Annotated in this window: 11 protein-coding genes; 3 read left to right on the top strand and 8 right to left on the bottom strand. The window is 50.7% G+C overall.

The window, feature by feature from the left end:
• Nucleotides 1–210 precede the first annotated feature (210 nt).
• Nucleotides 211–624, bottom strand: a complete 414-nt coding sequence (locus AArcSt11_RS16650) for a TRAM domain-containing protein (protein ID WP_250598797.1) — start codon at nt 622–624, stop codon at nt 211–213.
• 54 nt (nt 625–678) lie between these two features.
• Nucleotides 679–831, bottom strand: coding sequence for a DUF7837 family putative zinc-binding protein (locus AArcSt11_RS17270; protein ID WP_491896768.1), 153 nt, complete (start codon nt 829–831; stop codon nt 679–681).
• Between the two features lie 646 nt (nt 832–1477).
• Here AArcSt11_RS17270 and AArcSt11_RS16645 point away from each other — a divergent pair.
• Nucleotides 1478–2452 (top strand): PDDEXK family nuclease, encoded by a 975-nt coding sequence (locus tag AArcSt11_RS16645; protein WP_250598795.1) that lies wholly within the window; start codon nt 1478–1480, stop codon nt 2450–2452.
• A gap of 130 nt (nt 2453–2582) precedes the next feature.
• On the opposite strand, the gene AArcSt11_RS16640 is transcribed toward AArcSt11_RS16645, so the two are convergent.
• Genes AArcSt11_RS16640 through AArcSt11_RS16630 form a run of 3 tightly spaced genes read right to left on the bottom strand, consistent with a single transcriptional unit; the run spans nt 2583 to nt 5754 of the window.
• Nucleotides 2583–3458 (bottom strand): endonuclease NucS domain-containing protein, encoded by an 876-nt coding sequence (locus AArcSt11_RS16640; RefSeq protein ID WP_250598793.1) that lies wholly within the window; start codon nt 3456–3458, stop codon nt 2583–2585.
• 48 nt (nt 3459–3506) lie between these two features.
• Nucleotides 3507–4727 carry a HEAT repeat domain-containing protein gene (locus AArcSt11_RS16635; RefSeq protein WP_250598791.1) on the bottom strand — a complete coding sequence of 407 codons (1221 nt, stop codon included), beginning with the start codon at nt 4725–4727 and terminating at the stop codon, nt 3507–3509.
• Nucleotides 4714–5754, bottom strand: coding sequence for an ADP-ribosylglycohydrolase family protein (locus AArcSt11_RS16630; RefSeq protein WP_250598789.1), 1041 nt, complete (start codon nt 5752–5754; stop codon nt 4714–4716). The genes AArcSt11_RS16635 and AArcSt11_RS16630 overlap by 14 nt, the downstream gene beginning before the upstream one ends.
• A 911-nt stretch (nt 5755–6665) precedes the next feature.
• Here AArcSt11_RS16630 and AArcSt11_RS16625 point away from each other — a divergent pair.
• Nucleotides 6666–7946, top strand: coding sequence for an RNA-guided endonuclease InsQ/TnpB family protein (locus AArcSt11_RS16625; protein ID WP_250598787.1), 1281 nt, complete (start codon nt 6666–6668; stop codon nt 7944–7946).
• A gap of 79 nt (nt 7947–8025) precedes the next feature.
• A complete protein-coding gene (locus AArcSt11_RS16620; RefSeq protein WP_250598785.1) occupies nt 8026–8208 on the top strand; it encodes an antitoxin VapB family protein in 183 nt (60 codons plus the stop codon).
• Between the two features lie 14 nt (nt 8209–8222).
• On the opposite strand, the gene AArcSt11_RS16615 is transcribed toward AArcSt11_RS16620, so the two are convergent.
• The 3 genes from AArcSt11_RS16615 to AArcSt11_RS16605 all read right to left on the bottom strand — a co-directional run bounded on the left by AArcSt11_RS16615 (nt 8223) and on the right by AArcSt11_RS16605 (nt 11291).
• On the bottom strand, nt 8223–8660 hold the full coding sequence (locus AArcSt11_RS16615; protein WP_250598783.1) for a DUF7970 domain-containing protein: 438 nt from the start codon (nt 8658–8660) through the stop codon (nt 8223–8225).
• Complete coding sequence (locus AArcSt11_RS16610) at nt 8657–9493, bottom strand: ParA family protein (RefSeq protein WP_250598781.1); 837 nt, start codon at nt 9491–9493, stop codon at nt 8657–8659. Before AArcSt11_RS16610 ends, AArcSt11_RS16615 begins: the two co-directional genes overlap by 4 nt.
• Nucleotides 9494–9998: 505 nt before the next feature.
• Nucleotides 9999–11291 (bottom strand): hypothetical protein, encoded by a 1293-nt coding sequence (locus AArcSt11_RS16605; protein ID WP_250598779.1) that lies wholly within the window; start codon nt 11289–11291, stop codon nt 9999–10001.
• Between the last annotated feature and the right edge of the window lie 731 nt (nt 11292–12022).

The following is a 12022-nucleotide window of genomic DNA, read 5'->3' as shown; positions in this document are numbered from 1 at the left end:
TAAAGCGCTTCGTCAAATGATGAATTCCAACGCCTTACAGCGATTCAACACGGCCGGACAAGGACAACTCCTACAAAAAGCACTCTCTGCCTTGTCTTCGGCTTCACACTCTGGGTTTCTATTTAGGAGTCATTGAAGCTTCTGCTGCTTGTTACGTTCACACGTCGTTTATCTCACAAAACCTCTCTACTAGCTGTAAGAATCTTGGGATCACTCGTAGTAACTCACACGTTTGCGAACCTCCGCGAAGGCCACAGTCTCTTTTACGTCAGTGATCTCGACGACTACGCGTTCCCCGCGCTCGGTGTCGGGGACAATAACAACGAAGCCTCGTTCAACACGCGTGATTCCGTCACCCTGATCACCAAGACCTTCAATTTCGACAGTTCGTTGTTCGCCTTCTTTGACTGGCGGCTGTGCCGGCTCGGACTCGTCTTGTGAGTGGGATTCGTTACCGTCAGTTACTTCATCTGTTAGGGAGGGAAGCAACACGACACGATACGTTTCATCTTCTTGGAGGTCACCGACCTGAACTTCGTGTTCAGGAACCTCAACAGTGTACGAACCGTCGGTTTCTTCAACAGTTCCAGAGAACAGGCAGTGAAGTTGCTCAGGAATCTCCATTAGTGAGTCTTAGAAGGATATCGGTCGATGAGATACTTGACTTTGGCTGTTGATTTACTCAGGAGCTGCGAATGCGTCGCAACTCGTGCATTCGGCCCAAATACCGACGTTGCCGTTGTCTTTTTCATACTCAACGAGGAGGCGTGATTGATGGATAGGTTTCCCACAGTGCGGGCAGTGACCGAGAGTGGATTCGTCCGTGTCCATGCAAGGGGAATGGAAGGAGCGTGTGACTTTGTCCTTCCAATCACACTTCTTGAGTCTTTGATTATAGTGTTTTGGACCTTAGTAATCGACATACAGAACTCACGTACCACACAGCAGAGTGGGTCTATAGAATTTATACTGGGATACGCGCAGACTGATCAGGAATCACGCTTTTCCGAAGTCGAAAAGATAGCAAAGTTTTGGAGGAATATCAATAGTGGGCTGCTATTAGCTAATGTTGGGGAAGCAGTTTTTACACGGCCTTGATGCTGATTCTCTTGCCTCGTTTTCGTCAATAGCCGTGGCCTTGTCTCCAGCGCAAGCCTCGCTCTTGTGATAGATGTCACCGGGATAGTCTGTCACTCTGTAGTATGTCACAAGTACATGTCTGGAAAGACTCTTATTAAATCTGGTTTCACACAACGACAAAGCCTAGATCGGGCAATTTGTCTGTCTTTTCGCTCTGTAGCCAAAATCAGTTGCAGGACTATGCTCATGTTCAGTATGCGCTGTGTATTCAGCGTGCCTCTCGTGTCAGTTATGAAGGGTTCAACAGAGCCTCTCAAATTTTAATACCTTTGCATAAGAATCACAGTTTATGAATATGGACTCAGCTATTGAGCGATTGCGTACGGCGAGGAGGGACATGGAAGATGATCAACCCGATTCTATCGTACACAAAGATTCGGTTCTTGACGAGTACCAATCTCTCTTCCAACCCGATGAAATCAGGAGCATCACGGAACAGGAATTCAAAGAATTCCTTCTATATGAGAATAACCACCATTGGACTGGACTCCATCGGAGACGCTCCATGATGACGGAAGATATGGAGCGACTTAGAGACGGATTAGAGGCGCTTGTGGACGAAGAACAGGATCTCGCATCGCGGGTTCAAACCACGAAGGAGATGGTTGACGGTATGGGGAAAGCGACGATATCAGCAGTGCTGGTAACTACGTATCCCGAAAAATACGGAGTCTGGAACAACAGGTCAGAAGAGGCACTCAAGCAGTTAGACCTCTGGCCTGATTTCGAATATGGGAGTGATTTTGGTCAGCGGTACGATCGAGTGAACAAGGTGCTGCTGGATCTCAGCAACGAACTCAACCAGGACCTCTGGGAGTTAGATGCGCTGCTCGGGTATCTCGTTGATATTGAGGAAGATCCCCAAGAGGGATTAGAAGACGCGGAATCGACTGGCGAATTTGTCAAAGAGAAGCATTTACAACAGTATCTTGTCAATCATTGGGGCCAGATCGATCTCTCCGAGCAGTGGATGATCTATAGTGACGCCGACGACCCGGAGGCTGGAGTTGAGTTCTCAACCGGCATTGGGCGACCGGATATACTACTCACGCATACGTCTGAGGAGCGTGTCTGTATTCTCGAATTGAAAAAGGGTCGTACCAGCGATCGGGCAGTCGGTCAACTGCTCCGTTACGTCGGTTGGGTTCGTGACCATCTCGAAGATTTGGAAGACGTAAGCGCTGACGCTGATGTTGAGGGTCGGCTCATTGTAAGCGAACCGTCAGAAAAACTCGAATATGCAATTTCCGTGGTTCCAGAGTTAACGCTGTACGAATACGGTATGGAAGTCACGCTGAATCAATCAACCTGACGACGGATTGCTATCAGCTACGGGATTACGACGCAGGTTCGTATCTGGAACTGGCGAATCAATAGGGCACGCATACCTGCCCTCTATCTTTGATAGGACTCAAATGACCCATTAGTAATCCGGGGGGAGGTCAGTTCTGCATCTCGAAGTGGAAATTCAGTTTGTACGTAGCAAGTTCGCAGTCCTTCAAGGCCCGAACGGCGTATTTAAGCCGTTCACTGGCTGTTTGGGTGACAATCAGGCCGTGTACCTGGTTATCCACAGCTAGTTCAGCCTCGGCCCACCCGAGGTACCGGGCAATTTGCCCCACGACTTTGTCAGAGGTCTTCTGCGTTCGCTTGAGTTCAACGATGACCAACTCTCCGGATTCGGGATGTTGGTAGACTAAATCGATTTCCCCAATCGGGGTCGTATACAGCTCACCTGTAGAATCAGCGTCTTGGTAGAGTTCATAATTAGCGTACTCATCGCTGATGACTCCGAGGCCGTGGTTCGCAATGAAGTTCCGCAGCTCTTCCTCGTAATGTTCAATCGTTGGCTCGGGTTCACGGCTGTCAGTCCACTCAGTGATCGCCTCGTAGTCGGCCTTCTCAACATTGGTAATGTTGAAGCCTTGGGTCCCAGCGCGATTCATGGCGTCGGATAGCTTCCCGTCTTCCACCCACTGCCGGATCTTCTCCAAAGGGAATCCCGGGGACAGCCGATGCAGTTCTTCGAGTAAAAGCTTGTTCGGCACCCCAATTTCACTCCCGTCTAAGCGGTCCTCCTCTTTCCCCGTCACTTGGAAAATGTATTTAATCTGCTTTGGACACGCTTCGACATTCCCAGTACAATATAGCAGGATGATGTCTCCCTCTTCGACTTCCCCGAAATCCTCGTCTTTCGTCTGATTATGCCAGTTCGGGTGGTTGTAGAATCCATGTCCAATCGGTTCATCTGCTTTCGTTTCTGCAGGCGGCCGATCCGTTGGATCTCCCGTCGCTTGAATGAGGAATACCTCAGTCATATTCAAAGACATAGGAATCCGACTCGTGATAGTGGTTGGGTTCAATGTTCATTCAGAACCACTTTCAATCATCTGAATCGCCTGATCAGCAGCGTGTCTAACTTCTTCGCTTGAGTCAGTCTGTTCACGCTCTTCAAGGGCCTGTAGAGCTGAGTCTGCTTCGAGATATCCCAACGCCCAGCAGGCGTTGGAACGCGAGTACTCGAATTCATCGTCTAAAACATCAATGATTGATGGAACCGCTGACTCGACATCTTCCGGATACTGTTTCGCTACCCGAGCAAGGATCGATGTCGCGTTGTATCGAACCTTCTCATCGTCATCTTCTAGTAACTCGACGGCACGGGGAATACTTGCTCGAACGTCTGCCGGGTACTCGTCGGATAGGTCCGCAAGCAATCCGGCTGCATTCGCCCGAAGCATATAATTCTCAGCGTCCAGCAACTCAGTCGCTGTTGGGATCATCTCCTCAGCTATGTGTGGATACTCCTTGGAAAGCATACCCAAAACTGCAATAGCCCCCGTACGGTGGGCATCGTTCCCCTGTTCAACATACGAGATAAGCTCAGGGGTTACGGGGACGACTGTATCCGGATACACGTCGGCGATCCGCTTCAACGTCGTGAGTACCATCGGATCAGCTGCCGAACCGTCCTGTAGAACGATTGCGAGCTTTGGGACTGCATCAACGACCGCGTCTGGTTCATACTCTGCTATGGCCGCTATGATTTCGATAGTATCGGCGATAAGTTCCGAGTGGCTCTCCTGATCTAAAAGAGGAATCACTTCGTCGGCTGCTGGCGTTATTTGTTCTGGGTATTCGTCAGCGATTGTGGAGAGAATGTACAGTGATTCCGCCTGAAGCTCTACGTCAACTGTCTGTAACTCCGCCGTAAGAACAGGGATTGCATCTACCCCCCGTTCAGGTTCGTTCTCGACCGCCTTTGCTAGCTGTGCAAGCGCAATCCGTTGTTCTCTCCCACCACTAGATTGTATCGTTTCAATTAGCTCGGCAATCTCCCCACCGCCATTGCTGGTCGGGGATTCGGACACGTCTTCGCGTCCGTATCCGTCTCCATGCTTGTCGTAGACGACGTAATCAGTGAGTTCTGTTGTTTGGGGAATCGAAATATCGGATAATCGCAGGGAATGCCCGATTCTCGTTAGTGCTTCACCCGGCGGCTTCAGCATATCAATCTCAATGAGATTGTAGCCCCTGTCCGGATAGTGTGCTTCTCGTTCCTTAGATGCTGAATCAAATCCCGTCATCCTTTCCTCTGGAATGAGTTCTGGTTTCGCTATTGTGCGGGTGGGACGCGAGTTCAATGCTCAACTGTTCAAGCTCATCCCGCTCGTCAATATTCTCTATCCAACTATCCGGAAGTGACGACACTCCAAATCTCGCGCCAGCGACCGCACCCGCAATAGCACCGATCGTATCCGTATCTCCCCCTCTATTGACTGCTGTGACAATTGCTTCTTCAGCCGACTTAGCTGTCAAAGCGTCGTATAATGCGGTCTGAAGCGTATCAACGACGTACCCGCTGTTCGAGAGTTCATTCGGATCGATTCCGTCCGGGACCAGTTCAAGAGCGGTTCGAAGCTCTTCAGGGAGCCCCCCTTTGAGCACAGGCGATGCATCTTCAGGACTGACTCCCGCCGTTCGCTCCACACTCGTTTCCAGCTCTCCGGAGAGAAGATTCAATGCGGTACTGAGTGGCGATTTTTCGCCTCGTAGAGCAATAGCAATCGTGAGGTTCAGTACTGCACACCCGGTCGTGCAACGCGGATCTGCGTGCGTTATCCGTGAAGAGTCGATACTTGTCCTGGCGAGAGCAGCGGGATAATCCGCATACGCGACAGCGAGCGGAGCACATCGCATAACACTCCCATTCCCTGCGTTACTGCCTTCCGGGCTCGTGTGCCATTCACGTTCTCCAGCTGTCTCCCAAGACGCCCCATCCTGAATACGTCTGAGCGCTCGTCGTGTCATCCCTCCAATGTCGAACGGTCCGCTCTCGTACCACGCAACAAAACGATCTGCTACATCTGCAGGCTCGAAGCGCCCATATTCTGTGAGGCTACGAGCAATGCACAGTGCCATCTCTGTATCGTCGGTGATAGTTCCAGCTGGCTGTCGATGGGTCCCGTTCCCGAGCATCCCCGTTACTCGTCCATGATTCTGCTTGATGCGCTCTGCTGTGGCGAACTCAACTGGACGGCCAAGCGCGTCACCACAGGCAAGACCCAGCATACTACCCTTTGCGCGGTCTTCGAACTCGGGTGCACCCCCCATTAGGCGATCGCCCCCGTATCTTCTGCGATGAAATCACCCGCTCCGCAGTGTGGACACAACCGGTCAACTAACTCGACGAGTAGTTCGATCGCCGATGATCCGCAATTCGGACACAGTAATCGATCGCGCTGAGGGTCGCGCTCGAACTGCTCCACACAATCAATGCAGATACAGTAGTAATTGAATCCAGTTCGAGCGTCTACTTCCTCATCAGTTGCATCTTCTCCGATTACCTGTCGAGCTTTCGCTCGCTCACCAGGGTGGGGGCATGTGATCCGCTCTCCATTGTCCGCTTCAGCGTACATGTAATACCCCCAGCCACTTGGCCCAGAGAACTCACAGTCCGTATTCGTGCAATGGTACTCATAAATGGGTGGCATGCTATCATTTACTATGACGGTGCTGTGATATAATTCGTTGGCCGAGAAGACCGGATTTTCGACGATATGCTCCGACAATGCAAGCACGGCGGTGAGGCACTGCTTTATCGATACCTACGTGCCGAAGGTTGATCGTAAAGCGTGTTACAACTACGGCGGATTCGAAAAACTCGGTTCGTCAACTGGCACGTATTAGTATATATACGTGGGAGTTAACGAACTACGGAACAAGTTGAGTATCTGCAGCCGGAAAAACCACTTACCAGCGACGAAGACAGTCACGAGTAGTTCAGAGGAATCCCACTTGGTGCAATTGAGTCTTTCCAGATGTATGTGATTGGTCAGAGTCCCACAGCAGACTATGTTAACTGAAGCCAGCAGTACGTTTACGGAAAGTCAAGGAGAAAGCCCCGCCCTTCAGGGCAGGGATGAATCCGGCAGACGACGACACAAACCACGACGATAGCACGGCTGGATATTCGACGCTGCGTAATCCTCACTTTCAAGTAGGATTGTATACATAGGTTATGTATGGCGAAACAGGTCGTCACCCGCACCTACACTGCTTCCATCAGGAACCAGTCACGGGTGTCTGACGACCTCGATTCGCTCGGGTTCGCCGCCTCGAAACTCTGGAACGTCGGACGGTGGACGTGTGACCGTGTGTGGTCGGAGATTGGCCACATTCCCAGTCATGCAGAACTCACCGCCTACCTCAAGAGCCACGAACGCTACGATGACCTGCATTCTCAGTCAAGTCAGCGAGTCCTTCAAGAACTCGCTGAGGCGTTCAACGGCTGGTACGGCAAACGGCAAAATGGAGACACGAGCGCGAACCCGCCCGGCTACCGCAAACACGGCGACGAACACCCGCGAAGCACAGTCACGTTCAAAGCTGCCGGCTTCAAACTCGACACTAAATACGACCGCGTCCGACTCTCCAAAGGCTCGAACCTCAAGGACTACTGGTCGGACTTCATCCTCTGTGAGTACCAGACTCGCCCCAACGTTGACCTCTCGACCGTCGAGAGCGTTCAACAAGTCAGGGCCGTTTGGACAGGGGATGAGTGGGAACTGCACTTCGTCTGCAAAGTCGAGATCGAAGTGGACGAAGTACTCGGCGAGAAGACCTTGGGTGTTGACCTCGGTATCAACAACTTCGCAGCAGTCGCCTACGAAGATGGACACGCCGAGCTGTACCCGCTCAACTGTCTGAAGCAAGATGACTACTACTTCAGCAAGCGGATTGCCCGGTGTGACGACTCGAACTCCGAGCAGGCCACGCGGTTAAACCAGAAGAAGTCTCGACGGCGCACCCACTACTTTCACGCACTCTCGAAACACATCGTTCAGCGATGCATCGAGGAGGAAGTCGGAACCATCGTGATCGGCGATCTCTCCGGCATCCGTGAGGACGAGGAGAACGACGAGGCGAAAGACTGGGGCACCCACGGCAACCTCGACCTGCACTCGTGGGCGTTCGACCGCTTCACCGAGCTGCTCGAATACAAGGCCGAGATGGAAGGCATCTCCGTTGAGACGGTATCCGAGCGGGATACGTCGAAGTCGTGTTCATGTTGTGGTCGCACACGTGACGCGAACCGTGTTGAACGCGGGCTGTACGTGTGCGACGACTGCGGGACGGTAGCGAACGCTGATGTGAACGGGGCCGAGAACATTCGACAGAAAGTATCTCCGAGTCCCGCCACGGATGGTGGTGATAGGAGTAACGGCTGGTTGGCACAGCCATCGACGTTCCTGTTTGACAAGGAAACTGGCGCATTCGCGCCTCAAGAACGGGTCACGTCGTAAACCACAATATCCCAACGCGGGAATCCTCGCCCTTCAGGGCGGGGAGGATGTCAAGACTCTCGAATACATTGTATTAGATATGAGCACGTCGATCAGGATCAGTGAGGAAACAAAGCGGAAGCTCGAAGCTGTGAAACGATCGAACGAAACATTCGACGAATTGCTGTCCCGTCTTGCAGTGGACAGAACCGAAGCCGATGTCGAGGCGCTGGCTGGCTTTGGTGACGAAGGTATTGATCAGCACATGCGTGAGACGCGGTAACGGAGGTCACTTTCTCACTCTTCTTTGAGTCGGTAGCCCCAGTCGCGGAGTTCATCAGCGATCTCGTCGGGATGGTTGGCACCTACTCTAACTAGGGCCTCTCGAATATCAGTAAGGGGGACATCAGTTCCGAGTTCGTCCTCAACAGCATGTCGGGCATCCTTTTCAGTCTCTTGTGTATCCTCGCGTAAAAAGTACTGAATCATTTTTCTGCTATCCTTGACGCTGTGCCGTGCAAAAATGTATGGCAGTGTGTCACCGTTCTGTCCTGAGTCAGGGGCCTGTGATTTTTTGTTTGGCGACGAGTCATCGTCCGCTTTCGAAGGTGAGGTAGTCTCGGCTGTCTCCTCCGATTTTTCGGACTGCGGTTCAGATTCTTCTGGTGGCTCCTCATCGCTGGATGAGTCAGAGAATGGATCGCTGCCAGCTCCTGATTTCATTCCGTTTGTCATTGATCTCCTACCTCTTCGATATGTCTTGCAAGTTCACGTAGTTTGTCCAGGGTTTCAGCTTCGTAAGCTCGCTTGTGGGATCGATGATGGCCATAATAGTAGTATGCAGTACAGCGTTGGTCCCATGATCCTTCGAATAGTGCAGACCGGTCACGGATAGTGACGGGGGCATCGTATCCCAGTTGCTGAATCTCTTCGAGGTAGTCCTCCTGATCTGATGTGCTGCCGATCCCATTCGGCACGACTGCAAGTACTCCCAGATCGATATCTAGGTTGGCTTCGAGATTTGTTAAAATATCTTCGATCCCTGCGATGGACTGCATCCCTTTGCCAGTCGGCTTCACTGGGAGGAGTAGTGATCGGGTTGCAGAGACAGCGTTGTACAGATGTGGACCGGGCGATGCTGGTGGATCGATGATAATCGTATCATACTCGCGTTGGATGTCAGCATCAATTAAAACTTGTCGCAGTCGGTCGTTTGGGCTAAATTCTTCCCCGAGGTCTTCAGCCAGATTTTGAGCTTTCATCAATAGTTGTGGCAGGTTTTCCAGCATACCATGGGATGGGACAACGTCAAATCCATATGAGGTTTCTCGGATCAGTTCATTGAAATCACCCTTTGGCTCATCAATGAGATGTCGAGCAATATTATCAGCTACATCGTCGTCACGAGATGTTGGGATATCAAGTAGGTACGACAGCGATCCCTGCTGAGGATCTAAATCTATCACGAGTACGTCTCGTCCTTGCTGGCTGTGGGCGTCAGCGAGGTTTGCTGTCAGGGTAGTCTTACCGACTCCCCCTGACTCAGAGTACGTTGTATAGGCGAGCATATACAATCATAAGAGCCAGTCACTTATAAAACTAAATAGACTAACTAGTTAGTCTGTGTAGTTATACTAACCAGTTATACTGCTTTGGATAACTAACGAGACAGACTATCTGAACGGGGCATTGAGATAGACAACTGACCACGAAAGCCGGGACATCAATGGTGATAGAAACAGCTCTTGACCCCTCAAAGCTTCATGATTGTCGTACCAGTTAAGATAATGTCTTTTTTGCCTTCTCCGTCCCCGAGTTATTGGTATACCATTTAAAAATCCAATTACTCGGAATTGTATCTCCGTCGGGTGATTATTGATAAAGCATTTAAAATACCAATTTATAAATCGTCGATCACTTTTGAATCCGGCCAATTTTCTCCAGAGGTGAAACCAACTCCGGAACGGGGTTTAACATCTGAAATATACAGTATAACCGATCAAAAATAGACCAGTAATACTAGTATACTGTACCCCATTTAGAGGATGTATGGGTGGGGGTGCGAAAAGGGATCTACCAATCCATTGATGTTACTAGATTGCGGTCGATTCCAGGGCCATCCCGGCCGAGAGTATTTCGCCACAGGGCTGCAGTAGTTGTCCAGTCTGCAACGTCCCAGCTCAATTGCTCGTCTTTGTATGCTTCTTCGATTCGTTTCCGACCGTCTTCAATTCCAAATTCGGAATCGAATGGTCCTCGCGGTAATTGAGCAAGTCCTTTTCTGTGCCAATGGTTGAATACCTTATAAGCTGTTTTCCGTGAATCGAATACAACATGCGGAATCATGTCCCGTGCACGGAGATCACTGAGCTTTTCGTAGGTTCGTCGATGAAGTGCCCAGTTATTGTGACCGGTCATCACTTCTCCAGCGTACAGCTGACCGCTCGCATCTCGACTGAGTAGATCTACATTGTACCCGTTGACATCGAGGTTATAATATGTTCCAACTTCTTTGGCGTTCCACTTCTCACGAAGTGCTGCCAGACCCACAGTAACTCGGTGAACAAGCCCCTCATTTGGGTCTCCACGCAGCGATGGGAGATCAGTGTGTGCGTTGATTAAGGTACGTCCGCGCTGGGTCGGGGCGTACCAAACCTTCTTTCGCAGAATTCGCTTTGGCTTTAGGTATATGGATTGCTCTTGCTCGAACCAATCATAGTAATTAAACGCCTCGGCAAGCCTCGGGTCCGCATCAGGATCAACAACCAGACGTTGTAGTTCGTCTTGATTGAGGTCGTCAAAAATCTCTCCCCAGTCAGGACACTTATCCAATAACAGATGGTGGTCACGAACGGTTTCTCCATTCCACAAATGCGCTAACCGAGTAAGTGCTTCTCGACGATCGTCCGTCAGACTCAGCGGTAATTCACCGTCGTTCGTTGCATCAATCTTTACAGTATCGTCGTCTTCTGTTTTCTTTGGCTGGGCCCACACTGGCAGTTCATCAACATCAACCTCTTGCCGCATCGGGTTGTAGCCGTACCGCGCTTTTAGATATTCTTCTGTTACCCACGCGACGTGAGGAGCAGGAAACCGGTTTTGAATAACATACAATTCATCAACGTCTGCAGGGTATCCTGGATCCAAATTCTCCAGTGGCCATACTTCAGGATCCGGGTCGTGATTGTTCGGATCAAAATCTCCAAACTCTGCAGGCTGGCTCTTTGGATTGTGCAAGGTTCCACCCTCCTGCTTCGGGAAGATGATACGGATATCTCTATCAGGATATTGGAGCCGTGTTGTTTTTTCGCGCCAGTTATCCCACTCACAGAGGTCATCTGGCTTGAATGGAGGTCCAATCGACATAGAGAGAATAACCTGTTCTGATTTAAAAGGGTCTGCCCTGGAAGGTGAACCCTCACTACCTGTACCGCTTGCTGGCGTGGCACCGACAGGTGCACACAAAGTACCGAGTGCAACTGTGCACCCGTAGTTTGCACAACCAGCGCAATTACTTCGCGGTCCTCAGCAACACTGTGTTCCTGGCAAGCCTGAGGAACCTAAGGCCCACGCAGTCCTTGAGTCACATTAGGTAGGCTAGTGGCGCAACCATCAAGTATTCTGTATACCGACTCAACCATCGACTGGAAAAACTTGGCGACGACGCTCTGTTGAAATATTTGTATCTGATATATACTGCCTCCTGAATACAAGGTCGAGTCGGTTACTGATCTCTGAGGAACGAGTACCGAGACGGATCGTTCGATACAGGGTACACACATACCGCAATGGGTGATAACCTATCTGGAATCCATCAGAACCTCGGTGAAACATGCAGAGGATGAACTCAGCAGTCGGTCGGTGCTGGTTTCACATAGATCCAGATGAATCAACCGGTCAGTAGCTTTGCAAACTGTGCGGTGGGTTCAATAGTGAGATGCTGGAAGAAGCAAGTCATTATCAAATAGAAGAACAAACGCCAAAACGCGTATCAGAACCGAAAAACAAGTATGTCCACCGTTGGGCTCACATCGGTACAAATGGCCGTGTTGAATCGCTGTAAGGCGTTGGAATTCATCATTTGACGAAGCGCTTTA

The organism is Natranaeroarchaeum aerophilus (genome assembly GCF_023638055.1).
GTDB classification, from domain to species: domain Archaea; phylum Halobacteriota; class Halobacteria; order Halobacteriales; family Natronoarchaeaceae; genus Natranaeroarchaeum; species Natranaeroarchaeum aerophilum.
This window is presented reverse-complemented; position numbering and strand designations above follow the sequence as displayed.

What these genes read in the sequence shown, in the direction of transcription:
- AArcSt11_RS16650 (WP_250598797.1), bottom strand. Translation starts at nt 624, where the DNA reads ATGGAGATTCCTGAGCAACTTCACTGCCTGTTCTCTGGAACTGTTGAA.
- AArcSt11_RS17270 (WP_491896768.1), bottom strand. Translation starts at nt 831, where the DNA reads ATGGACACGGACGAATCCACTCTCGGTCACTGCCCGCACTGTGGGAAA.
- AArcSt11_RS16645 (WP_250598795.1), top strand. Translation starts at nt 1,478, where the DNA reads ATGGAAGATGATCAACCCGATTCTATCGTACACAAAGATTCGGTTCTT.
- AArcSt11_RS16640 (WP_250598793.1), bottom strand. Translation starts at nt 3,458, where the DNA reads ATGACTGAGGTATTCCTCATTCAAGCGACGGGAGATCCAACGGATCGG.
- AArcSt11_RS16635 (WP_250598791.1), bottom strand. Translation starts at nt 4,727, where the DNA reads ATGACGGGATTTGATTCAGCATCTAAGGAACGAGAAGCACACTATCCG.
- AArcSt11_RS16630 (WP_250598789.1), bottom strand. Translation starts at nt 5,754, where the DNA reads ATGGGGGGTGCACCCGAGTTCGAAGACCGCGCAAAGGGTAGTATGCTG.
- AArcSt11_RS16625 (WP_250598787.1), top strand. Translation starts at nt 6,666, where the DNA reads ATGGCGAAACAGGTCGTCACCCGCACCTACACTGCTTCCATCAGGAAC.
- AArcSt11_RS16620 (WP_250598785.1), top strand. Translation starts at nt 8,026, where the DNA reads ATGAGCACGTCGATCAGGATCAGTGAGGAAACAAAGCGGAAGCTCGAA.
- AArcSt11_RS16615 (WP_250598783.1), bottom strand. Translation starts at nt 8,660, where the DNA reads ATGACAAACGGAATGAAATCAGGAGCTGGCAGCGATCCATTCTCTGAC.
- AArcSt11_RS16610 (WP_250598781.1), bottom strand. Translation starts at nt 9,493, where the DNA reads ATGCTCGCCTATACAACGTACTCTGAGTCAGGGGGAGTCGGTAAGACT.
- AArcSt11_RS16605 (WP_250598779.1), bottom strand. Translation starts at nt 11,291, where the DNA reads ATGTCGATTGGACCTCCATTCAAGCCAGATGACCTCTGTGAGTGGGAT.